Annotated in this window: 23 protein-coding genes; 11 read left to right on the forward strand and 12 right to left on the reverse strand. The window is 51.6% G+C overall.

From position 1 onward, the window contains the following. Position 1 precedes the first annotated feature (1 nt). A complete protein-coding gene (locus EPIR_RS05705; protein WP_023654365.1) occupies positions 2–1,426 on the reverse strand; it encodes a cytochrome ubiquinol oxidase subunit I in 1,425 nt (474 codons plus the stop codon). Positions 1,427–2,374: 948 nt separating this feature from the next. Between EPIR_RS05705 and EPIR_RS05710 the strand changes: the two genes are divergently transcribed. After that, on the forward strand, positions 2,375–3,466 hold the full coding sequence (locus EPIR_RS05710) for a hypothetical protein (protein WP_023654367.1): 1,092 nt from the start codon (positions 2,375–2,377) through the stop codon (positions 3,464–3,466). Between the two features lie 154 nt (positions 3,467–3,620). Here the strand turns inward: EPIR_RS05710 and EPIR_RS05715 are convergent, their stop codons facing one another. Together EPIR_RS05715 and ygbI are read right to left on the reverse strand one after the other, a co-directional pair. Further along, the gene (locus EPIR_RS05715; protein ID WP_023654369.1) at positions 3,621–3,866 is read right to left on the reverse strand and encodes a hypothetical protein; all 246 of its coding nucleotides are present in this window, start codon (positions 3,864–3,866) and stop codon (positions 3,621–3,623) included. A 163-nt stretch (positions 3,867–4,029) separates the two neighbouring features. Beyond that, the gene (gene ygbI, locus EPIR_RS05720; protein ID WP_023654371.1) at positions 4,030–4,791 is read right to left on the reverse strand and encodes a DNA-binding transcriptional repressor YgbI; all 762 of its coding nucleotides are present in this window, start codon (positions 4,789–4,791) and stop codon (positions 4,030–4,032) included. A 311-nt stretch (positions 4,792–5,102) separates the two neighbouring features. On the opposite strand from ygbI, the gene ltnD reads away from it, so the two are divergent. From ltnD to tatE, 10 genes are all read left to right on the forward strand, one after another. Further along, positions 5,103–6,017, forward strand: coding sequence for an L-threonate dehydrogenase (ltnD, locus tag EPIR_RS05725; protein ID WP_023654372.1), 915 nt, complete (start codon positions 5,103–5,105; stop codon positions 6,015–6,017). Then, positions 6,017–7,279: a 3-oxo-tetronate kinase gene (gene otnK, locus EPIR_RS05730; RefSeq protein ID WP_023654373.1), complete on the forward strand. Its 1,263-nt coding sequence runs from the start codon at positions 6,017–6,019 to the stop codon at positions 7,277–7,279. The genes ltnD and otnK overlap by 1 nt, the downstream gene beginning before the upstream one ends. Beyond that, on the forward strand, positions 7,276–7,899 hold the full coding sequence (otnC, locus tag EPIR_RS05735) for a 3-oxo-tetronate 4-phosphate decarboxylase (RefSeq protein WP_023654374.1): 624 nt from the start codon (positions 7,276–7,278) through the stop codon (positions 7,897–7,899). The genes otnK and otnC overlap by 4 nt, the downstream gene beginning before the upstream one ends. Positions 7,900–7,901: 2 nt before the next feature. Continuing rightward, positions 7,902–8,678 carry an HPr family phosphocarrier protein gene (locus EPIR_RS05740; protein WP_023654375.1) on the forward strand — a complete coding sequence of 259 codons (777 nt, stop codon included), beginning with the start codon at positions 7,902–7,904 and terminating at the stop codon, positions 8,676–8,678. 145 nt (positions 8,679–8,823) lie between these two features. Continuing rightward, entirely contained in the window at positions 8,824–10,173 is a 1,350-nt protein-coding gene (locus EPIR_RS05745; protein WP_023654376.1) for a GntP family transporter, read from the forward strand. A 103-nt stretch (positions 10,174–10,276) separates the two neighbouring features. Then, positions 10,277–10,360, forward strand: coding sequence for a small membrane protein YohP (locus tag EPIR_RS19330; RefSeq protein ID WP_023654377.1), 84 nt, complete (start codon positions 10,277–10,279; stop codon positions 10,358–10,360). Between the two features lie 889 nt (positions 10,361–11,249). Beyond that, the gene (pagP, locus tag EPIR_RS05750; RefSeq protein ID WP_048697039.1) at positions 11,250–11,819 is read left to right on the forward strand and encodes a lipid IV(A) palmitoyltransferase PagP; all 570 of its coding nucleotides are present in this window, start codon (positions 11,250–11,252) and stop codon (positions 11,817–11,819) included. A gap of 150 nt (positions 11,820–11,969) precedes the next feature. After that, on the forward strand, positions 11,970–12,179 hold the full coding sequence (cspE, locus tag EPIR_RS05755) for a transcription antiterminator/RNA stability regulator CspE (protein WP_004156612.1): 210 nt from the start codon (positions 11,970–11,972) through the stop codon (positions 12,177–12,179). Between the two features lie 353 nt (positions 12,180–12,532). Next, a complete protein-coding gene (locus EPIR_RS05760) occupies positions 12,533–13,318 on the forward strand; it encodes a deaminated glutathione amidase (RefSeq protein WP_023654380.1) in 786 nt (261 codons plus the stop codon). A 106-nt stretch (positions 13,319–13,424) separates the two neighbouring features. After that, positions 13,425–13,628 (forward strand): twin-arginine translocase subunit TatE, encoded by a 204-nt coding sequence (gene tatE / locus EPIR_RS05765; protein ID WP_023654381.1) that lies wholly within the window; start codon positions 13,425–13,427, stop codon positions 13,626–13,628. A gap of 52 nt (positions 13,629–13,680) precedes the next feature. Here tatE and lipA read toward each other — a convergent pair whose 3' ends face one another. From lipA to rsfS, 9 genes are all read right to left on the reverse strand, one after another. Continuing rightward, positions 13,681–14,646, reverse strand: a complete 966-nt coding sequence (lipA, locus tag EPIR_RS05770) for a lipoyl synthase (protein WP_023654382.1) — start codon at positions 14,644–14,646, stop codon at positions 13,681–13,683. Positions 14,647–14,826: 180 nt separating this feature from the next. Beyond that, on the reverse strand, positions 14,827–15,498 hold the full coding sequence (lipB, locus tag EPIR_RS05780; RefSeq protein ID WP_048696994.1) for a lipoyl(octanoyl) transferase LipB: 672 nt from the start codon (positions 15,496–15,498) through the stop codon (positions 14,827–14,829). Positions 15,499–15,577: 79 nt separating this feature from the next. Then, positions 15,578–15,841 carry a DUF493 family protein YbeD gene (gene ybeD / locus EPIR_RS05785; RefSeq protein ID WP_023654384.1) on the reverse strand — a complete coding sequence of 88 codons (264 nt, stop codon included), beginning with the start codon at positions 15,839–15,841 and terminating at the stop codon, positions 15,578–15,580. 165 nt (positions 15,842–16,006) lie between these two features. Next, on the reverse strand, positions 16,007–17,221 hold the full coding sequence (gene dacA / locus EPIR_RS05790) for a D-alanyl-D-alanine carboxypeptidase DacA (protein ID WP_048696995.1): 1,215 nt from the start codon (positions 17,219–17,221) through the stop codon (positions 16,007–16,009). Between the two features lie 99 nt (positions 17,222–17,320). Further along, positions 17,321–18,433, reverse strand: a complete 1,113-nt coding sequence (gene rlpA, locus EPIR_RS05795; protein ID WP_023654386.1) for an endolytic peptidoglycan transglycosylase RlpA — start codon at positions 18,431–18,433, stop codon at positions 17,321–17,323. Between the two features lie 11 nt (positions 18,434–18,444). Beyond that, a complete protein-coding gene (mrdB, locus tag EPIR_RS05800) occupies positions 18,445–19,557 on the reverse strand; it encodes a peptidoglycan glycosyltransferase MrdB (RefSeq protein WP_023654387.1) in 1,113 nt (370 codons plus the stop codon). Between the two features lie 6 nt (positions 19,558–19,563). Then, entirely contained in the window at positions 19,564–21,468 is a 1,905-nt protein-coding gene (gene mrdA / locus EPIR_RS05805) for a peptidoglycan DD-transpeptidase MrdA (protein WP_023654388.1), read from the reverse strand. Positions 21,469–21,502: 34 nt separating this feature from the next. After that, entirely contained in the window at positions 21,503–21,973 is a 471-nt protein-coding gene (rlmH, locus tag EPIR_RS05810) for a 23S rRNA (pseudouridine(1915)-N(3))-methyltransferase RlmH (RefSeq protein ID WP_012442067.1), read from the reverse strand. Between the two features lie 3 nt (positions 21,974–21,976). Further along, entirely contained in the window at positions 21,977–22,294 is a 318-nt protein-coding gene (gene rsfS, locus EPIR_RS05815; RefSeq protein WP_023654389.1) for a ribosome silencing factor, read from the reverse strand. Positions 22,295–22,314: the final 20 nt, after the last annotated feature.

Below are 22,314 nucleotides of genomic sequence, written 5' to 3' on the forward strand. Positions count from 1 at the left end.
TTTACTTATCCTCCTGCGGCGAATTTAATTTTTCCTGCACCGCAGACAGCGGGCGTGAAGGGGTATGGGATGTACCGGGACCGCCTTCTGGCGTGTGTCCACCTTCACCTTCCTGCGGGCCTTTTTTGATCAGGTTAGCCAAATAGGTGTAGCCAATACCGAATACGCTGAAATAGACCACCAGGAATACGATCAGGCTAATAGCCATTTGCAGATTGCTGTGCAGGGATACGGCATCCCGGGTGCGCAACAGGCCATAAATGACCCACGGCTGACGACCTATCTCGGTAGTTATCCAGCCTGCTACCAGCGCAATCAGGCCCGATGGCCCCATCAGCAGTACGAACCACAGGAACGGACGCGAGGTATAAATACGCTGACCACGACGCATCCACAGGCTAAGCACCCCGACCAGGATCATTAACATCCCCAGGGCGACCATAACGCGGAATGACCAGAACACCACGGTAGAGTTGGGGCGATCTTCTGGCGGGAAGCTCTTCAGGGCCGGAACCTGTTTATCCAAGCTGTGGGTCAGGATCAGACTGCCCAAATAGGGGATCTCCAGCGCATATTTGGTACGCTCTTCCTGCATATCCGGTATCCCGAACAGGATGAGCGGGGTGGCTTCGCCCGGTGGGTTTTCCCAGTGACCTTCAATTGCCGCGATTTTCGCTGGCTGATGTTCAAGCGTGTTCAAACCGTGTGCATCACCGACCATTGCCTGAATGGGGGAGACGATCAGTGCCATCCATAAAGCCATTGATAGCATTTTGCGTACTGCTGGCGTGTCATTTTTGCGCAGCAGATGCCAGGCAGCAGAAGCACCGACGAAGAAAGCGGTGACCAGGAATGCCGCAATGGACATATGGAACAGGCGATACGGGAAGGAAGGATTGAAGACAATCGCCAGCCAGTCAGTCGGTACCACGATGCCATTTTGCAGAGCATAACCCTGAGGCGTTTGCATCCAGCTGTTTGAAGCCAGTATCCAGAAAGTGGAAATAATGGTGCCGAGTGCCACCATACAGGTAGCAAAAAAGTGCAGGCCCCGACTGACACGGTTCCAGCCGAACAGCATCACGCCGAGGAAGCCAGCCTCAAGGAAGAACGCGGTAAGCACTTCATAGGTCAGCAGCGGTCCGGTAATGCTACCGGCAAACTGCGAGAAGCCGGCCCAGTTGGTGCCGAACTGATAGGCCATCACTATCCCTGAAACCACGCCCATGCCGAAGTTGACGGCAAAGATTTTCGACCAGAAGTGGTAGAGGTCGCGATATACCTCATTTTTTGATTTCAGCCAAAGACCTTCCAGCACGGCCAGAAAGCTGGCAAGGCCGATAGTGATGGCCGGGAAGAGAATGTGGAAGGCGACAGTGAAACCGAACTGTATCCTTGCCAGATGAAACGCATCTAATCCGAACATTGCTTACCTCGTTCTAACATAAACTGCCTTTTATTTTTTTTTACCCACGGTTAACAAGTTTATGACATATTCAGCATAAGCGGTGTTATTAACCAGGGACTTCTCATCGAAGTTCCGATCTTAAAACTAAAGACGGTCGAGAAGTAGCTACAATAATATTGATCCGAGGTATAACAGTAGCGATTAATACAGGTAATTGTTTCGTTTACAGGTTAAAACAGAGCGCCGTTGTGTTAATGCGGCTTGACCTGTTGGTGATAAAATGTAACCAGCTTGTTTATTTCAGGTGTTTAAATCCCATATTGCCTCATCAATCAAACTCTTTTCACCGTGAGCTGGAGTGATGATTTTTAAGTAATTCCCGTCATGGTTATTTTTTTTCTTGGGTGGTCAGTTATTAAAATCGAATGCTAACGCCAGAATGATATATTCACCCTGCGATTTATACTGTTTTATGGCAACCGTGTTGCCCGGTTGTTATTTTTTTGACGGTAAAACATCTCCTTTTTATTTTCGCCTCTCTTCCTCTGTTTAAAATTCTTCGATGCACAGGGGGCTAAGAATTGGCCCTGAAATGTTAAGGATGTAATAAACGAAAATGTGTAATTTGAATTATTTTGTTACAAATTAATCGAGAGTATTTGAGTTTTATCTGTTGGAAATCAAAAATTGTGACGTTGCATTATTTTTTATGCGGGTACTGGCGGCCGACGTCATCAGTGGTTCGCGATGATGGGCGTTGCTGGTGTTTGGCGGTTACGCATTGATGTTTAGGGAATATGTTACATGTTGATGGAGAATTGAGGGCATATTGGCTCTGTTTTTACGCAGAGATATTGCTAAGTTCGGCCGATGCTATGTATATTATCCCATTGATATACATGTGTTTTTTGACTAAAGTCAAATTTTCGTTTAGTTAAAAATCGCCCCTCCAGGATAAAAAGCAGTATGGAAAGTGACCACAGCACCATCGCTCCTGTCCCATTACTGGATTTAACCGCCGTTCCAGGCGATATGCTGCTGCTCGGAAAACGGCTGGCAGATACAAAATATCAGATCGATCTGCTGGGAAAAAAGGGCTGGGGGGAACTGACGGGCAACCTGCACGGCCTGGAGGCCAGCGGTGAGTGGAATGGCCCGGACGATGCGTTGACCTTCTTTAGCAAAATTTTTCCCTTTGTTTCTCTTCCCTCTGACACTGCGCCTGTAGGTATCTGGCGGGTGCCTGTTGAGCGAGTCATTGGTCGCAGCTGGCGCTGGTGGCCCGAACACCTCTCTGCCAGTAGCGAAGAGAAATTGCGTGAGTATCTCGCCGCAGGCAATGCTGCCGACGGCACCTGTTATTATTTTATTTCTGCGCTTGGGCTGCTGCTGGCGGCACAGGGACAAAGCCGGGTAAATTACTGCCGACAGCGTGATATCCCCTTTATCACTGCCAGAGTGACAGAACTGCCTTATCCGCCGGCTGACCGTTTTAAGCTTTACCATGTCTCTAAAGGTGCTACACGACAAAGTTGGGTGGTGTTGAACGATCGTTATCTACAGGCGGTTCAATGGCCGCGCATCACGTTGCCCGCACTTGCCCGTTATGGAGTTCACAGCACCAGCTGGCCACTCATCTTTCCGGCAACTGACCTCATCTTTGCCGAGCTGCATAACCCGCAGCCTGTGCAGGAATTTATTGCGCCCTGCATCGATCTACATGTGCTTCAGCAGAAGATTGCAGCCGAACAGCAGGCAGCCAGGTTAACAGCGCAGCCAAAAAAAATGGCAATCGGTGATATGGATATCGTTAACCTTGGTGCGGTGAGCTTCACATTGATGTTCTTTTTTCTACTTTCACTGGTGGCTGCCGGGATGACGGTGGGAGAAGGCTGGGTAGGGTTGATCAGTCTGCTGATTTGTGCAATGTCAGGCAGTCTGCTGCTGATGCTGGTCGCCCCAATTTTTCGCGTAGCAAAGCATCCAGCGAGCCGGGACGCACAGCCTGTACATGAACCCTCACCGGAATCGGCGAAGCCACCGACAGACATCGCGTAGCAGACGGATAGTTGATGGACGTTTTCTCGTCAGAATAACGCGTTACTCTTGGTTCGATTCAGTTGATTGGTGGTGACATCGGTGAAGAGGGGCCAGGTTGAACGGCTTGCCGGGCAGGGGATAACGCCCGGCATCACTCATTGCAATCTCATTCTCAATGCGATCGCGTAAACCCTGCATCGATCATTTTTTCTCGTATCGCGCTGGCGATAAGACGATTACCGCCTGTCACCGGAAAAATGACGTTATTAATAACGTCATCCAGATCATCTTCACTGAATTCCAGGCGCGTCAATTGAGTTCCTCCTTCATCATTAATGGCAATCGATCCCTGGATATGGTCGCCAGCGTTATCCGCTTTGATACAGTAACGACCCATACTGGTGTTGATAGTGTTCATAGGATGTCCTGATAACGTTTCCGTCAAAATCGTAAAAGACAGCAAGTGGAATCCATAACCCATCCGAGCTACTTAGCTCACACTTCTCTCATTATGCGCGGTAGAAAAAGAGAGAATTTTGACCGCTGTCGCATAAATATTTTTATTGTGCAGACAGGGTAAATTACCCGGCAAACGTTACCTCAAATTTATGACTTTTTAACTCCTGCCGTGCGTTATCAGTCAACTGTGCATCGGTGATGATATTTTCAAAATTCCCCAACGGCAGAGCGAGGAATGTGGCTAACTTATTATATTTTGAACTATCGGCCAGCAGCACGCGTTTGCTGCTGATATCACTCACCGTGCGCTTGATGGCAATTTTATCTTCATCCGGTGTAAATATCCCCCGCGTACCCCAGCAAGAAGCGGAGATAAACGCAATATCCAGGGACAGCCCGCGTAAAGTCTGAGCCGCCGCCTCCCCAATGCAGGAACGATTGTCCCGACATACCTTTCCCCCGGTATGGATCATTTGACACTGGCTATGATCAATCAGGAAATTGGCAATAACAAAATCATTGGTGACGATCAGCAGGTCGTCACGCATTCCCAGCTCACGAGCCAGCGCCAGAGTGGTGGTGCCGGCATCAAGGTAAATACAGCTATTGAGCGGGATATTGCGCGCGGCGGCAGTACCAATGGCCTGTTTTTCAAGGCTACACATACCGGTTTTGTCCTGATGTGATGGCTCGCTGGAGAGCCGCTCGGTCGATCGCACTCCACCGGAAACTAGCTGAACCATCCCCTGTTCTTCCAGCTTTTGCAGATCGCGGCGGATCGTCATGTGGGATACGGCCAGCCGATCGGACAATTCGGCAATACTTACCACGCCACGAAGCTGCACCAGCGAGACTATTTGTTGATGACGTTCAACCGGGATCATGACTACTCCTGAAAATTCAGCAGGGAAACTGAGTCAAAGTGTAAAGAGCCATCCTGCGCAGTGCATCACAATTTTTAGCTAATTGTCGCGTGTCAGCGTAGGAAAAAGGATGTGTTGCCGTCAGGTATATGTTCTATCCCTCTGAATTACCGCAGAAAAAATTCTGATTGTGCCAAATTTAGTATTGTTATTTATTGTGAAAAATATCGTTGTTTGTTCATTGTTGTGATTACTGTCACTAAAAACAGCGTACCACGCCGTTATAGTTAACAATAATAAACAAATAATCACTAGAGTTAACATGGAGGCGTATGACAACTGCAACATCAATGTCGGTCTGTGTGATTGGCCTGGGCTCTATGGGAATGGGGGCGGCGCAATCCTGTATTCAAGCTGGCCTGAAAACATGGGGCGTGGACCTTAATCAGCAGGCTTTGCAAACGCTACGCGACAGCGGAGCACAGGCGGCGGACACTTGCGCCGATGCATTTGCCGCCGAACTCGATGCGGTGCTGCTGCTGGTCGTTAATGCGGCCCAAGTCAAACAGATCCTGTTTGCAGAAAACGGGCTTGCAGCACGATTAAGCCCTGGTACGGCGGTTATGGTCTCTTCTACTCTTTCTTCCCTGGATGCGCAAGATATTGAAAAACAACTCAATACTTATCAACTGGTTATGCTGGATGCCCCGGTGTCCGGCGGAGCCGCGAAAGCGGCAAAGGGCGAAATGACGGTAATGGCATCAGGCAGCGATCGCGCCTTTGCGCTGTTGCAGCCGGTACTGGATGCGGTGGCGGCTAAAGTCTACCGTATCGGCAGTGAAATTGGTCAGGGCTCGACGGTGAAGATTATTCACCAGCTGCTGGCCGGTGTGCATATCGCTGCCGGTGCGGAAGCGATGGCGCTCGCTGCCCGTGCCGGTATTTCGCTTGCTACCCTGTATGAAGTGGTGACTCACGCGGCCGGCAATTCATGGATGTTCGAAAACCGTATGCGTCATGTGGTTGATGGCGACTATTCGCCAACCTCGGCGGTGGATATTTTTGTGAAGGATCTCGGACTTGTGGCCGACACGGCCCAGGCGCTGCGTTTCCCGCTGCCGCTGGCATCAACGGCTTTAAACATGTTTACCGCTGCCAGCAATGCGGGCTATGGACGCGAAGATGACAGTGCGGTCATCAAAATCTTCAGCGGGATCACTCTGCCATGTAAACAGGAGCGTGAATAATGCGTCTGGGAGTCATTGCAGATGATTTTACCGGAGCGACCGATATTGCCAGCTTCCTGGTGCAAAACGGGATGTCCACCGTGCAGTTAAACGGTGTGCCTGCTGAAACTCGCCAGCTGAGTGCGGACGCTTTGGTCGTCAGCCTGAAATCACGCTCCTGCCCGCCGGAAAAAGCGGTAGCCGATTCGCTTCTGGCGCTGAGCTGGTTACAACAACAGGGTTGTGAGCGCTTCTACTTTAAGTACTGCTCGACATTCGACAGTACGGTTAAAGGTAATATTGGTCCGGTGACCGATGCATTGCTGAAAGCGCTTGGCGAATCACAAACCGTTATCTCTCCCGCGTTACCGGTTAATGGCCGAACGGTGTATCAGGGACATCTGTTTGTGATGGACAGGCTGCTGTGTGACTCGGGGATGCGCCATCATCCGGTAACGCCAATGACGGATAGCAGCCTGCTACGCCTGATGGAAAGGCAGGCCAGCGGTAAAGCGGGACTGATCGGCAGCCAGACGCTCGATCGGGGCGCACCGGCGGTTCAGGCGGCTCTGGGTGCACTGAGCGAGCAGGGCATAAACTATGTGGTTCTCGATGCGCTCCATGAACAGCATCTGTTAATCCAGGGTGAGGCGCTGAAAGATATGCGGTTGCTGACCGGAGGAGCGGGCCTGGCGATTGGCCTGGCCCGTCAGTGGGCAAATGCTACGCAGGATAGTGATGTTTCACAGGCCGCAGGCGCACCGCAAGGGCAATATGCCGTGGTTCTGTCAGGATCCTGTTCGGAGATGACGCAGCGCCAGGTGGATCGCTATCGTCAGCAGGCGGCCGCGCAAAGTATCGACATTGAGCGCGCCCTTTACCAGCAGGAGCGGTATGCGCGTGAACTTTGTGACTGGGTTTCTTTACATAAACAGGACGCGCTGGCACCCCTGCTTTATGCCACCTCAGGGCCGGACAGGCTGCAATCCGTCCAGCAGCGTTACGGTGTGCAACGTAGCAGTGAAGCGGTCGAACGGCTGTTTGCTACCGTTGCATGCGAGTTACAGCAGCGTGGCTGGCAGCGCTTTATCGTGGCTGGGGGGGAAACTTCTGGCGTGGTGACGCAGGCGTTGGGTATTGATGCTTTCCATATCGGCCCGGCGATTTCACCCGGCGTACCCTGGGTGCGCGCGGTTCAGCAGCCAATATCACTGGCGCTAAAGTCAGGCAATTTTGGCGATGAGGATTTCTTCGCCCGAGCACAAAAGGAATTCTCCGTATGACTGAACAGCAAGCCCGGGAAGAGATAGTCAGGCTGGGTGCCTCTTTTTTCCAGCGCGGGTACGCCACCGGCTCGGCTGGCAACCTCTCAATGCGACTTTCCGACGGGACGCTGCTGGCGACGCCAACCGGATCTTGTCTTGGTGAACTGGTGGCGCAGCGATTATCAAAAGTGACGGAGCAGGGGGAGTGGCTTTCCGGTGATAAACCTTCAAAAGAGATAAGCTTCCATCGCGCCATCTATGCCAATAATCCTGCCTGCGGGGCCATCGTCCATCTGCACTCTCACTATTTAACCGCGCTCTCCTGTCTTCAGGGGCTGGATGTGAAAAACTGCATTCGCCCGTTCACGCCTTATGTGGTGATGCGAGTTGGCACAGTGCCCGTCGTGCCTTATTACCGTCCTGGCGATACGCGTCTTGCTAAAGATCTCGCACAGTTGGCTCCTCACCATAAGGCTTTTCTGTTGGCCAATCACGGCCCGGTTGTCGTGGGGAAAACGCTGCGTGAAGCAGCGGAGAATACCGAAGAATTGGAAGAGACCGCACGACTGATATTTACCCTGGGCGATCGCCCGATACGCTATCTTCACAATGACGAAGTCGCCGAATTACGGAGCTGAATATGCCCAAGTTTGCTGCCAATTTATCGACCCTGTTTAACGAAATGCCGTTTCTGCAACGTTTCGATGCTGCGGCACAAGCCGGGTTTCGCGCGGTTGAATGCCTGTTTCCCTATGAGTATGAGCCAGCAGTATTGAAACAGGCGTTAACCCGTAATCACCTGGAGCTGGTGTTGTTTAATACCGCACCCGGCGATACCGGAGCGGGGGAATGGGGAATTTCCGCTATTCCTGGCCGTGAAGCCGATGCGCGACGTGATATTGACCGTGCGCTGGAATATGCACTTGTTCTCGATTGTCGCCAGGTACACATCATGGCAGGCGTGGTTCCAACCGCTGCAGATCGTGAAGTGTACTGTCGAACCTTGATCGACAACGTGCGCTATGCGGCAGAGCGTTTTGCCCAACACGATATCCGCATTTTGCTTGAAGCACTTAACCCTGCAACCAAACCAGGCTATCTCTATTCCAGTCAGTATCAGGTGTTGGAAATGGTAAAGCGGATCGATCGTCCGGGCGTTTTCAGCCAGCTCGATTTGTATCACGCACAGCTGGTAGACGGCAATCTGACTCACCTGATCGCTGATTACATTGGGCAGTATCGACACATCCAAATTGCTTCAGTGCCCGCTCGCCATGAACCGGATGAAGGTGAAATTAACTATCCGTGGCTCTTCGAGCTGATCGATCGCAGCGGATATCAGGGCTGGATTGGCTGCGAGTATATTCCGCGCACGACAACCCAGGCAGGATTGGGGTGGTTGTCCGCATTTAATTAAGCACAATGCATAACGATTAACGTTGCGGGCTTTGGCTCGCTACGCGGTTTTTTGCGGCCTGAAACAGGCCACAACGCCGGGAAACAGGCTGTCAATCAACGCGCTTCAGGCGCAAAAACAATAAAATCCGACGAGGCTAAATATCATGTCTACCGCCCTGTTATTAACTATTGCCGTAGCTAGCGTACTGATGTTGCTGCTGTTGGTGATTAAAGCCAAAGTCCATCCTTTTGTTGCTCTGCTGGTGGTGAGTCTGCTGGTTGCATGGGTAACCGGTATTCCGACCGATAAAATCATGCCGACGATCGTAGCCGGTATGGGCGGTCTGCTGGGGTCCATAACCATTATCATTGTGTTGGGTGCAATGCTGGGAGCCATCATTGAATCTTCCGGCGGTGCGGAATCGCTGGCGCAGCGACTAAATCATCGCCTGGGCGAACAACGTAGCGTTGCAGCGCTGACGATAGCGGCGTTTATTTTGGGAATTCCCGTTTTTTTTGAAGTCGGGTTTATTATTGTGATCCCGCTAATTTATGGTTTTGCCAAAGTGGCACGCGTTTCCCCGCTTAAATATGGGCTTCCGATGGCGGGAGTGATGCTGACCGTGCATGTTGCTCTACCCACTCATCCGGGAGCGGCGGCGGCGGCGGGGTTGCTGCATAGTGATATGGGGTGGCTAATGTTGTCAGGGATCGCGATTTCCATTCCGGTTAGTGTGGCGGGCTATGTTATCGCCCAGCGAATGAACCGTCGGCATTATCAGCTCTCCCTCGCCGTACTGGAGCAGCTACAGCTTGCAAAGCAAGATGGCGTCCGCCAGCAGCAGCAATCGCCGGGAGCCTGGCTGATTTCATCACTTATCCTGGTGCCGATAGTCCTTATTGTCGTCGGCACGCTGGCTCACAGCGCCTTGCCACCGTCGAATGCGTTGCGCCAGCTGCTCACGCTCATTGGGACTCCGGCGATTGCCCTGTTGATCGCCCTGGCGCTGTCTGCCTGGCTGCTGGGGCTGCGTCGGGGCTGGAGTAAAGATAAGCTGAGTGATTTGCTGGATCGCGCAATACCCGGCTCAGCTGGCGTCATTCTGGTCGCTGGTGCGGGAGGGGCATTTGGTAAGGTTCTGGTAGAATCTGGCGTGGGTAAAGCGCTGGCTTTATCGCTGGAAAATATTCATCTGCCGCTGATCCCAGCCGCATTTCTTTTGTCTCTGGCGCTACGCGCTTCACAGGGTTCTGCCACCGTGGCGATACTGACGACCAGCGGCTTGCTGGCTGAGGCGGTTAGCGGAGTCAGTGAGTGGCAGCTGGTGCTGGTCACGCTCTCTGCCTGCTTTGGCGGCCTGGGACTGTCACATGTGAATGACGCAGGGTTCTGGGTGGTAACGCGTTATCTTGGCCTGTCCGTTGCTGATGGGCTTAAAACCTGGACAGTGCTGACCACGGTGATGGCACTTAGCGGATTTGCGCTGGTATGGCTCGTCTCTTTGCTCACGTAGAGCAAGTACCGACAGAAAAAAAAGCAATTGAGCAAAACTCTATTATTCTTCTACACTTGGGTGACTACTTTGTCGTGGCTTTTTATTGATTTGAGGTGATGAAATGAAGATTTTTCTGTGGATTATTGCGATTATTTTTATTGTCGGTTTGCTGACAATTACGGGTGTGTTTAAACTTATTTTCTAAAGTTGATGCGGGAAGGCTGTTGTGTCATATACAGTCTCAACCCGCATTTTTCCTTCTGCAAAGTGTGCGGCTTGCTAACGCTCACCCGCCCGGCGACTCTTCAACGATGGCGTTCAGCAGGTGTCTGCACCGGCACTCTGTATCATCGCGGATGCTGCGATTTAGTTTTGAAGCAGGCGTTCGTCATATTGACCACCTCTTTTTTGCAGCAGCTTACTTTCATGCCTGATGCGAAAACGAAAAGGTCGCTCGTATTCAGACGCTTACGGCATGCTGCACAGATGGCACCGTGATGCTCACCATATTTATCACCACGTATCGTAAAAACAAACCTGCGACATCCACATCTGCTACATCTCAGCATCTTTATCACCTTTACTCATCCTGAGAACTATTACGTTAGAAATATTTTAACAAAATTTATGTGGATATCCATAAATAATGTTAACCAAAATTATTTTCGCATAACTCATTTAATTTGTTGTTTATTATGTGTTTTTTAAATTAATTAGGCAGTATGCCTCAATATCGATGGTGTCTAACATAAAAAAAGTGAGGTTTTATGATCTGGAACAAGGGCATTTTGTTGGGGGTAGCGTGGAGGAAAGGGGCTCCAAAGGGGACAAATATCGCGTTATTTGGAAACTTTTTTCTGATGGTTTAGAATTACAGTCATATCAGCTTTTCTTAATTTGATTGATTTTACATAACGTTAACGTTGAGCCGATTGATTTATCATCAAATAGCATGCATGTAATGGTCTTAAAATCGGCCATTGAATGGCTGTTGAAGTAAAACTTTTATAATTGATACTTTGAGCCCGTCGAAACAGGCTGGCTATTTCAAGTGCGCTATGTCGCACATTAATCAGGGAGCTGTGAAAATGACGATGAAACGTAAACTTGTCTTGTACTTTTTGATGCTGCCTTGCTACCTGTGCATAGCGAGTGTGCATGCGGCCACTTTGGCAGATGGCGTTGCCAACGGCTGGCACAGCTTCAGCGATAATGTCAGTCAGACGTGGAATGAACCGCAAACATTCGACCTGTACGTCCCGGTAATCACCTGGCACAACCGATGGGCATACGATTCAGATAAGACGGATAAATATAACGAACATCCCTGGGGGGCTGGCGGAGGCATCTCACGCTACAACGAAAAGGGAAACTGGAACGGCATCTATTTGATGGCTTTTAAAGACTCCTTTAACAAGTGGGAGCCAATAGGGGGTTATGGTTGGGAAAAAACCTGGCGTCCGTTAGCTGAACCTGATTTTCATCTCGGTTTGGGCTACACCGCAGCAGTGACGATGCGCGATAACTGGAACTATATTCCTATTCCGGTGATATTACCCTTGGCTTCAATAGGTTATGGTTCCGCTTCTTTCCAGATGACTTACATTCCAGGAACTTATAATAACGGAAACGTATATTTTGCCTGGCTGCGCTGGCAGTTCTGACGTCACGTCAGAGGCGAGAAGTTAATGTATGGTAAAAAAAAACGATATTTATCACTTTTTCGCCCCTGGCGACTGGACAAAAGCCTTCGCAATTGCTGTACTAACCCTCGACACAGTTTAGTGTCCATTTTTCATGTAAAGGTAATATAGATGTCTAAGATTAAAGGTAGCGTTAAGTGGTTTAATGAGTCCAAAGGATTCGGTTTCATTACTCCTGAAGATGGTAGCAAAGATGTATTCGTACACTTCTCTGCCATCCAGAGCAATGGTTTCAAAACTCTGGCTGAAGGTCAGCGCGTAGAGTTCGAAATCACTAACGGTGCCAAAGGCCCATCTGCTGCTAACGTTGCCGCTATTTAAGTTATCAGACAGAATTCTTAAAACCCGCCTTATGGCGGGTTTTTTTTTACCTGCGCTCCGTCAAACGGTGCCCATTGTTGAAAGACTACCCATCACTCACGTTAGCGGCTAAAGAAGAGTATCAGCCAGCTAACCGTCACCGCGCATGTTATTATTACCGCGAGATATTCGTTGCGTTTACGGGGAAGCCAGACCATCTCTCTTATCCTTTTTTGTCAAATGGCATCCAGTGTAGGGCGACAAGATTAAGGAAACATTAAAGCGATGTTTGAGCGTGCTACGTGCTCTTCAGTCAATGAGAGGCGGCGCCGAAATGTTAACAAGTCCAGTAAGCGTGGCTGGGGGGATGAATTATGAAAGTAGCCTTAGGACAATTCGCGGTAGGTCGTGAGTGGCAGAAAAATGCCGATATCTGCATCAGCCTGATGGATCAGGCTTACCGGCAGGGTGCTCACTTACTGGTATTGCCAGAGGCGGTGTTAGCGCGTGATATCGCCGACCCTGAATGGGGAATAAAAGCCGCTCAGCCTCTCGATGGCCCTTTTCTGACTTTACTACTGGCTGCCAGCCTGCATAACACCCTGACGACGGTGTTGACTATTCACGTGCCGGATGACAAGGGGCGCGTTTTTAACGTGCTGGTAGCCATGCGTAAAGGCGAGATTATCGCCCGCTATGATAAGTTGCATCTCTATGATGCTTTTGCCATTCAGGAATCACTTCATGTTAATGCGGGGGATCGCATACCTCCGCTGGTGAATGTCGACGGGATGAAGGTCGGTCTGATGACCTGCTATGACATCCGTTTTCCTGAATTGGCACGTCGATTGGCGTTAGACGGCGCTGATTTGTTGGTGCTGCCTTCTGCCTGGGTAAGAGGACCGCTTAAAGAGATGCACTGGCAGGTGTTGGTCACCGCGCGCGCGCTGGAAAACACCTGTTATGTGGTGGCAGTAGGGGAGTGCGGGCCGCGCAACATTGGTAACAGCATGGTGGTTGATCCGTTGGGTGTCGCCATTGCCAAAGCGGCGGAGGGACCGGCGCTGGTGTTAGCTGAAATCGATGCGGAGCGTATCGCCGAAGCTCGTCGCGTACTGCCAGTGCTGGCTAATCGGCGTTTTGCTCCACCGCAGCTTTGATCAACATGTTTTGTTACAGCATCGGCTTGAATTGCTTCCTGAAGCGGGCGTTAATACAGTACGTGTGAAGATCGCATTGCGGTCAGGTTGATGACAGAAGGTAAAAATGGAAGGTATCAGTCTTGCTAAATTGCTGATTGTGGGTGCACTTATCGTCCTTTTATTTGGGACCAAAAAATTGCGTACTCTTGGTGGGGATCTGGGATCGGCGATTAAAGGCTTCAAAAAGGCGATGAATGACGATGGCGGCTCAACGAGCAAAACTGCGCCAGAAGATAAACATGTCGGGCCGACTGTTCATAAAGAGTAGTGGGTTAGGAAAAAAACGGATGACCCAGCCATCCGTTTTTTTACGACGGGCGTTATTTGACTTCAAGCCCTTTCGCCTGCATATCGGCGTGATATGAGGAGCGTACAAACGGCCCGCAGGCAGCATGAGTAAAGCCCATATCTATGGCTGCTGCTTTCATTTCGTCAAACTCTGCCGGACTGACGTAGCGCTGAACCGGTAAATGATGGCGGCTGGGCTGCAAATATTGGCCGAGAGTCAGCATAGTGACGCCATGACGACGTAAATCGCGCATCACTTCTACGATTTCAGCATTCGTTTCGCCCAGTCCAACCATCAGACCTGATTTGGTGGGGATTTCCGGGTGGGCTTCTTTAAATCGCTCCAGCAATTTCAGGGACCAGTCGTAGTTTGCGCCGGGGCGCACCTGACGATAAACGCGTGGTACGTTTTCAAGGTTGTGGTTAAACACATCTGGCGGTGTGGCGTTGAGTATTTCAAGCGCGCGATCCATACGCCCACGGAAATCGGGTACCAGGGTTTCAATTTTGATCGTCGGACTTTTTTCACGAATGGCGCTGATACAGTCAGCAAAATGCTGGGCTCCACCGTCGCGCAGGTCATCACGGTCGACCGAGGTAATGACTACATAACGCAGCGCCATATCGGCGATAGTTTGTGCCAGTTTACCCGGCTCGTTGGCGTCCGGCGTCATCGGGCGACCGTGCGCCACATCGCAGAATGGGCACCGGCGGGTGCAGATTGCGCCGAGGATCATAAAAGTGGCTGTACCGTGGTTGAAACACTCAGCAAGGTTAGGGCAGGAGGCCTCTTCGCAAACGGAGTGCAGACCATTTTTACGCATCGCAGCTTTGATACCCTGGATACGGCTGGAGTCGGCGGGCAGCTTGATTTTCATCCACTCCGGCTTACGTAAAACTTCCGTACGCTCGGTTACCACGGTTTTCACCGGGATCAACGCCATTTTGTCTGCATCGCGGTATTTAACGCCGCGTTCCATCACGATAGGTTTACTCATATTCTTGTTGGTTCCAGGTTGGAATGCGGTCGTCGCTCACTTTAAAAAAGCGCAGCCGCATAACACTCAATGAGTTGGTGATTTTCAACTTTTTTTGATAAAGCGCGCAAATTATATCATCTCCTCGCGGCAGATTCAGCCTGCCCTTGCGAGAAAGGGTTACAGAATTGTAAAACAGCTTCAATGCCTTTCCGACAAAAACCGCAGTGGCGAATCTTCGCTCCAGTCAATGTCGGTAATAGCCAGATGCCGGGCAAAGCTGGCTATTAATAGCGGCTGCACCGCAGCCAGCGTCGCGCCCGGGTGCTGTTGCGTCAGCTGTGTCATCTCCAGGCCGGCATAACCACAGGGGTTAATACGCAGAAACGGGGCCAGATCCATATCGACGTTGAGCGCCAAACCATGAAATGAACAGCCCTGACGAATGCGCAGGCCAAGTGAACAGATTTTTTTCCCATCCACGTATACGCCCGGTGCATCGCTGCGTGCATTGGCGCTAACGGAAAACGCAGCCAGCGTATCAACGACCGTCTGTTCAATCGCGGTAACCAGCTGGCGCACGCCAACCTTGCGCCGTTTCAGGTTGATCATCACATACATGACCTGCTGCCCCGGGCCGTGATAGGTGACCTGGCCTCCACGATCGCTCTGCATGACGGGAATATCGCCGGGCATGAGCAGGTGCTCGCTTTTTCCCGCTTGTCCCTGGGTAAACACCGGTAGATGCTCCACCAGCCAGATTTCATCTGGCGTTTCATCATGACGCTGGTCGGTAAACCGGTGCATGGCGAGGGAAACGGGAGCCCAAGGCTGTAGGCCCAGTTGGCGGATAATCAGAGTATCTGGAGACAAAACGGGCAATCCGGTTGGATAAACAGGGGGGCAGTATAACGTTGGTACAGGGCAAGAACCAGCTTGCCCCTGTTATCGGTTACAGCACCATACGCACAATTTCGATATTACCCAATTCTTCATACAGGATTTCCACCTGTTCGATGTGTGTTGCGTTAATGGTGATGGACACAGAATGGTAGTTGCCTTTGCTGCTTGGCTTGACCTCCGGCGAGTAGTCACCTGGGGCATGACGTTGCACCACTTCAACCACCTGATCGACCAGCTCTGGCTGTGCCAGACCCATTACTTTATAGGTAAAAGACGTCGGGAATTCGAGCAGTTCTTTAAGATTGGTTTTCATATAGACTCCGGTGACACCACTAAGCCCCCCGCTTTAGCGGGAGTTGCAGATAATAAACTGGGATTGATAACTCACAATATGGGGATACAGGCGATTAATTTCAAGCGATGAACGTTGATGCTAAGACAGGGCCGATCGCGGATCGGCCCTGTTTATGCCGACTGATTAACCAAACCAGTGATGGAACATTAACTTGATGTAGTCAACGATGCGGCCAAAGAAGCCGCCTTCCGGCATCTCATTCAGAACCACAAGCGGATGTTGTTCAATATTTTTGCCATCCAGCTGGAAGTTGATTGTGCCGACGACCTGATTTTTCTGTAGCGGAGCATGTAGCTCGGTGTTGCTAAGCGTATAGCTGGCTTTCAAATCTTTCATCCGGCCGCGCGGAATGGTCAGATAAACATCGTTCTCTACGCCAAGCTGAACACGATCGCTGTTGCCAAACCATACCGGCTCGGAAGCAAACTCTTTACCCGCCTTCAGCGGCGCTACAGTTTCAAAGAAACGGAAGCCCCAGGTCAGCAGTTTTTTGCTTTCAGTTTCGCGGCCTTTATAAGTGTGACCGCCCATGACTGCCGATATCAGGCGCATTTGCTGGCCTTCAGTCGCTGAAGCGACGAGATTATAGCCCGCTGACTCGGTATGGCCCGTTTTGATGCCATCAACGTTCAGGCTGGTATCCCATAGCAGGCCGTTACGGTTCATCTGGCGAATATTGTTGAAGGTGAACTCTTTCTCGTGATAAACGGCGTATTCATCTGGCACATCACGAATGAGAGCGCGACCGATAAGCGCCATATCGCGCGCGGAGCTGTACTGACCTTCAGCATCAAGGCCGTGTACCGTCTGGAAATGCGTATTTTGCAGCCCCAGCGCCTTAACATAGTTGTTCATCAGACCAACAAACGTGTCCTGGCTACCGGCAACGTAATCGGCCATTGCCACACAGGCATCGTTACCTGATTGCAGCACGATGCCGCGCGTCAGCTGAGAAACCGGCACCCGGTCACCCGGTTTCAGGAACATCAGGGAAGAACCTTTGAATACCGGATTACCGGTAGCCCAGGCGTCTTTACCCACGGTAACAATATCGTCCTGATGGATTTTACCCGCTTTGATAGCCTGGCCGATGACATAGCTGGTCATCATTTTGGTCAGGCTTGCCGGGTCGCGGCGCGCATCGGCATTCTTTTCTGCCAGCACTTTCCCGGAGTTATAATCGATCAGAACATAGGCTTCTGCGTCAATTTCCGGCACGCCTGGGATCATGGTTTTAATGTTGACATCGTCAGCATAGGCGACAACGTTGAGGCTGAGAGCAATCAGCGAGCCTACGGTCAGGCGTTTAAGCAGTCGGGACGGGTTCAAAGTGTTCATGTTAAGGACGATAACATCCATTGGCCAGGTTAATAAAAGTGACTCACTATAGCAAAATCATCCATTCGCGACCTGCTTAAATCTTGCAGGCCGGGAGAATTACATTGCAGCAGGTGCGACGGTGATAAATGACTGTTGCTGTGCTTCATTCGCCAGCCGCAGCTGTAGGGCAGCCGCCTGCTGACGTGAGCTGAAACGGCCCAGCTGTACGCGATAAATGTTGCCTCGGCCGTCGACCGCGCCCTGAACACCAAAGCGCTTGCCTAAACGGGTCGCCAGCTCATGGGCCTTGTCGGCATTACTGAGTGCGCCAACCTGAACCACATAGTTGCCGTCTGCCGCCGCGACCACCGGGGCAGCATTCGCAGTGGGCACGTTGCGGGCGGGCGTAGCGACTTCTGGCTCGCTGCTTTCAAGCACACCGCCTTGCAACGGCTGCGCAGCACCGAGGAAGCCGCTGCTGCGAACCGGGGCACCCATAGCGCCATCACGAGTGTTGAGCGTTGAATTGTCAACCGGACGTGACGCGACCGGCTGCATGCCAGGATCTTGCGGCGGCGGTGACACCGGTACAGATGCTGCCGCGCTGCCGCCCATCGCCGTCATGCCGCCACTAATATTCGGGCGCGGTGGTAAGGCATAAGTCTGTTTCGCCACGGTCGTACCGATGGTGCCGGGGCCGGAAAGCGTGCCGTCCGGCGCAACGTTGATATAGTCGACGCGCACCCGGGTATTATTCGAGGTATTGAGGCGGTCTGCCGCAGCACGCGACAGATCGATAATGCGTCCCGATGTATAAGGACCACGGTCGTTAACGCGTACGACAATCATACGACCGTTGGCCAGGTTAGTGACGCGCACATAGCTTGGTAACGGCAGCGTAGGATGTGCCGCAGTCAACGCATTGGCATCAAAGGGCTCACCCGTTGCGGTTTGGTTGCTACCCATCTCTTCACCGTAGGTGGTGGCGAGTCCGGTTTGACTAAAGTTTGACGGATCTTTAACAATTTTCCAGCTAGTACCATTAACCTTATAATCCTGAGAGGTTGCCGGATTAAACGGTTCATAACGCGGCTCAGCACCGCCGATCTCTACCACCGGGCCGTTATAAGCCGGCTGCTGCCGTGTAACGGGCGCCTGCCGATCGTTGTCAGTCGTACAGGCTGTCAGCAAAGCTGATGCCAGCGCAATACAAAGCCAATCCTTACGCATGTTAATGCCTCTTAAACACTCTTTGACAACAGTTTTCGATGGGTATGAATCGACATGATGATGCCAAATCCGGCCATCAGGACGATAAGTGCCGATCCCCCGTAACTGACTAGCGGCAGCGGTACACCGACCACCGGTAAAATGCCGCTCACCATGCCGATGTTAACAAAAACATAGACAAAGAAGATCAGCATCATACCACCTGCCATCACGCGGCCAAAAGTGGTCTGTGCGCGTGCAGCCATCATCAGGCCACGCAATATCAGCAGTACGTAGAGTATCAGCAGAACCAGCACACCGACCAATCCTAATTCTTCCGCCAGCACGGCAAAGATAAAGTCGGTGTGGCGCTCGGGCAGAAATTCCAGCTGGGATTGAGTGCCGTGCAGCCAGCCTTTACCGCGTAACCCACCAGAACCGATAGCAATCTTTGACTGAATAATATGATAACCGGCACCGAGCGGATCGCTTTCCGGGTCCAGCAGCATCATCACGCGGTCACGCTGGTAGTCGTGCATCAGGAAGAACCACAGAATAGGGATAAACGCCGCTACCAGCAGCACCGCCACCGCGATCAGTTTCCAGCTCATTCCTGAGAGGAACAGCACAAACAGGCCAGAAGCAGCGATAAGAATCGAAGTACCCAGATCGGGCTGTGCCGCAACCAGCAAGGTCGGCATAAAGATCAATACCAGGGCGATAGCGGTATTTTTTAGCGTTGGCGGACAGACATCGCGGTTGATAAAGCGTGCCACCATCAGCGGCACGGCAATTTTGGCTATCTCCGAAGGCTGAAAACGGACCACGCCGAGATCCAGCCAACGCTGAGCGCCCTTACTGATTTGGCCAAAGGTATCAACCGCAATCAGCAGGACAACGCACACGATGTACAGATAGGGGGCCCAGCCTTCATAAACGCGGGGCGGGATCTGCGCCATCACCAGCATCACTACAACACCCATACAAATCTGAACCAGTTTACGCTCCATCATGCCCGGATCCTGCCCGCTGGCACTCCACATGACCAGCGCACTGTAGACAAGCAGCGCAGCGATAATAAGACAAAACAGGGGATCAATATGGATGCGGGTCCAGATTGTTTTTTTCTGATGGCTACTACTCATAACCGGTTATTCACCCTCGTAGCCTGGCGGCGTTGGCGGCGCGACAGGTAGGTTGGTATTATTATCGCCAAGAATAATATGGTCGAGGATCTGGCGCATAATGGTGCCGACTGCCGGACCCGCTCCGCCATTCTCAAGGATGATGGTTACCGCCACACGCGGTTGATCATAAGGAGCAAAAGCGGTCATTAGCTTATGGTCACGCAGACGCTCTGTGATTTTGTGAGCGTTATAGGTCTCATTCGCTTTTAAACCAAACACCTGTGCTGTACCGGACTTGGCGGCAATTTTATACGGTGCATCCGCAAAGCTCTTACGTGCGGTGCCGTTAGGGCGGTTTGCCACGCCATACATCCCATCCTTAGCTATTTCCCAGTAACCGCTATGAACGTCTGCAACCGGGGCGCCTGGAGGCTGACGCCACGGTACTTTACTTTCCCCCTGCATGGTATCCATCATCAGATGAGGCGTTTTAATGGCGCCGTCATTGATCAGGGTCATCAGCGCCTTGTTCATCTGCACAGGGGTGGCGGTCCAGTACCCTTGTCCGATTCCGACCGGGATCGTGTCCCCCTGATACCAGGGTTTCTTGAAGCGCTTCATTTTCCATTCACGCGTGGGCATGATGCCGGGTGTTTCTTCCGTCAAATCGATGCCGGACAGCTGCCCATAACCAAACTTGCCCATCCATTCACTCAGGCGATCGATACCCATGTCATAGGCGACCTGGTAGAAGAAGGTGTCAGCGGATTCTTCGAGTGATTTCGTTACGTTGAGGTGACCGTGACCCCAGTGTTTCCAGTCGCGAAAGCGTTTTTCAGAACCGGGAAGTTGCCACCATCCGGGATCGAAAAGACTGGTATTACGTGTAATCACCCCTGCGGTAAGGGCGGAAACGGCAATATAGGGTTTCACCGTTGACGCCGGAGGATAAGCTCCCTGAGTCGTACGGTTAATCAGTGGGCGGTTCTCGTCATTAATCAGCAGGTTGTACTGCTTGCTTGAGATGCCACCAACAAACGGATTGGGATCGTAGCTCGGCATAGAGACCATCGACAGGATTTCGCCATTACGCGGATCGGTCACTACCACGGCAGCACGACTGCCTGCCAGCAGGGTTTCAATGTACTGCTGCAGTTTAAGATCGATAGTTAGGTGGATATCACGCCCGGCCTGCGGGGTTTGCTCATGCAGCTGGCGAATAACACGGCCTCGGTTGTTAACCTCAACCTCTTCATAGCCCGTTTTGCCATGCAGCACATCTTCGTAATATCGCTCGATGCCCAGCTTGCCAATGTCATGAGTGGCTGCGTAGTTTGGCCACTTACCTTCTTTATCAAGGCGTTCGACGTCACGATCGTTAATTTTGGACACGTAACCCAATACGTGGGTCAGGGCGGAGCCGTAAGGATAGTAACGACGTTGATAACCTTTCACTTCTACGCCGGGGAAGCGATATTGATTGACCGCAAAGCGAGCAACCTGAACTTCAGTCAGACTGGTTTTTAGCGCAATAGAGGTGAAGCGGCGTGAGCGCTTACGTTCTTTTTGGAAAGCATCAAGATCGTCATCGCTCAGATCGACAACGGATTTGAGCTGTTGCAGGGTTTCTTGCAGGTTGTCGACTTTTTCCGGCACCAGTTCAAGCTGATAGATGGTACGGTTCAGCGCCAGTGGCGTTCCGCTGCGATCGTAGATGATACCCCTGCTCGGGGCCACCGGGACGAGTTTGATACGGTTGGCGTTAGAACGCGTACTGTAGTCGTCAAAGCGGATAATTTGCAGGTGGTAGAGATTGACCACCAGTATACCGGAGAGCAATAGAATGCCGAAAAAGGCGACAAGCGCCCGGCGAACAAACAGCGTCTGCTCGGCAGTGTAGTCACGAAAGGAGTTACGTTGTAATTTCATCCGCTGTCTGTGTCAGTCCGGTTGACCTTATCGGTTATTCTCGGTGATAAGGGTGATTCGCAGTAATGCTCCATGCACGATACAAACTCTCTGCGACCAACACGCGTACCAGCGGATGGGGCAGGGTGAGCGCTGAGAGTGACCAGCTTTGCTCCGCTGCTGCCTTGCAGGCGGGTGACAATCCTTCCGGGCCGCCGATCAACAGGCTGACGTCACGGCCATCCTGTTTCCAGCGCTCCAGCTGGCTGGCAAGCTGCGGTGTTTCCCACGGCTGGCCGGGTATATCCAGCGTGACGATGCGATTACCTTTACCAGTGGCAGCCAACATCATTTCGCCTTCTTTCTCCAGGATGCGCTTGATATCTGCGTTTTTTCCACGCTTTCCAGCGGGCACTTCCGTGAGTTCGAAGGGCATATCTTTCGGAAAGCGCCGCAGATACTCCATAAAGCCAGTTTGTACCCAGTCAGGCATTTTGGTGCCAACGGCAACCAGTTGCAGCTTCACGGCTTAACTCCAGAGCTTTTCCAGTTCGTATAGCTGACGGCTCTCTTCCTGCATCACATGAACGATCACTTCGCCCAGATCAACCACCACCCAGTCAGCAGCAGCACGGCCATCAACGCCAAACGGGCGTAAACCGGCGAGGCGGGCTTCCTGAACCACATGTTCGGCAATCGATACGACATGACGCGTAGAAGTACCGGTGCAGATTACCATGCAATCGGTGATGCTGGATTTGCCGTGTACATCGATAGCGACGATGTTCTGGCCTTTTAAATCGTCAATTTTATCAACAACGAAGTCTTGGAGTTCTTGACCTTGCAAAAGGTTCCCCCTTGGGATTT

The organism is Erwinia piriflorinigrans CFBP 5888 (assembly GCF_001050515.1).
Lineage (GTDB): Bacteria > Pseudomonadota > Gammaproteobacteria > Enterobacterales > Enterobacteriaceae > Erwinia > Erwinia piriflorinigrans.

What these genes read in the sequence shown, in the direction of transcription:
- EPIR_RS05705 (WP_023654365.1), bottom strand. Translation starts at nt 1,426, where the DNA reads ATGTTCGGATTAGATGCGTTTCATCTGGCAAGGATACAGTTCGGTTTC.
- EPIR_RS05710 (WP_023654367.1), top strand. Translation starts at nt 2,375, where the DNA reads ATGGAAAGTGACCACAGCACCATCGCTCCTGTCCCATTACTGGATTTA.
- EPIR_RS05715 (WP_023654369.1), bottom strand. Translation starts at nt 3,866, where the DNA reads ATGAACACTATCAACACCAGTATGGGTCGTTACTGTATCAAAGCGGAT.
- ygbI (WP_023654371.1), bottom strand. Translation starts at nt 4,791, where the DNA reads ATGATCCCGGTTGAACGTCATCAACAAATAGTCTCGCTGGTGCAGCTT.
- ltnD (WP_023654372.1), top strand. Translation starts at nt 5,103, where the DNA reads ATGACAACTGCAACATCAATGTCGGTCTGTGTGATTGGCCTGGGCTCT.
- otnK (WP_023654373.1), top strand. Translation starts at nt 6,017, where the DNA reads ATGCGTCTGGGAGTCATTGCAGATGATTTTACCGGAGCGACCGATATT.
- otnC (WP_023654374.1), top strand. Translation starts at nt 7,276, where the DNA reads ATGACTGAACAGCAAGCCCGGGAAGAGATAGTCAGGCTGGGTGCCTCT.
- EPIR_RS05740 (WP_023654375.1), top strand. Translation starts at nt 7,902, where the DNA reads ATGCCCAAGTTTGCTGCCAATTTATCGACCCTGTTTAACGAAATGCCG.
- EPIR_RS05745 (WP_023654376.1), top strand. Translation starts at nt 8,824, where the DNA reads ATGTCTACCGCCCTGTTATTAACTATTGCCGTAGCTAGCGTACTGATG.
- EPIR_RS19330 (WP_023654377.1), top strand. Translation starts at nt 10,277, where the DNA reads ATGAAGATTTTTCTGTGGATTATTGCGATTATTTTTATTGTCGGTTTG.
- pagP (WP_048697039.1), top strand. Translation starts at nt 11,250, where the DNA reads ATGAAACGTAAACTTGTCTTGTACTTTTTGATGCTGCCTTGCTACCTG.
- cspE (WP_004156612.1), top strand. Translation starts at nt 11,970, where the DNA reads ATGTCTAAGATTAAAGGTAGCGTTAAGTGGTTTAATGAGTCCAAAGGA.
- EPIR_RS05760 (WP_023654380.1), top strand. Translation starts at nt 12,533, where the DNA reads ATGAAAGTAGCCTTAGGACAATTCGCGGTAGGTCGTGAGTGGCAGAAA.
- tatE (WP_023654381.1), top strand. Translation starts at nt 13,425, where the DNA reads ATGGAAGGTATCAGTCTTGCTAAATTGCTGATTGTGGGTGCACTTATC.
- lipA (WP_023654382.1), bottom strand. Translation starts at nt 14,646, where the DNA reads ATGAGTAAACCTATCGTGATGGAACGCGGCGTTAAATACCGCGATGCA.
- ybeD (WP_023654384.1), bottom strand. Translation starts at nt 15,841, where the DNA reads ATGAAAACCAATCTTAAAGAACTGCTCGAATTCCCGACGTCTTTTACC.
- dacA (WP_048696995.1), bottom strand. Translation starts at nt 17,221, where the DNA reads ATGAACACTTTGAACCCGTCCCGACTGCTTAAACGCCTGACCGTAGGC.
- rlpA (WP_023654386.1), bottom strand. Translation starts at nt 18,433, where the DNA reads ATGCGTAAGGATTGGCTTTGTATTGCGCTGGCATCAGCTTTGCTGACA.
- mrdB (WP_023654387.1), bottom strand. Translation starts at nt 19,557, where the DNA reads ATGAGTAGTAGCCATCAGAAAAAAACAATCTGGACCCGCATCCATATT.
- mrdA (WP_023654388.1), bottom strand. Translation starts at nt 21,468, where the DNA reads ATGAAATTACAACGTAACTCCTTTCGTGACTACACTGCCGAGCAGACG.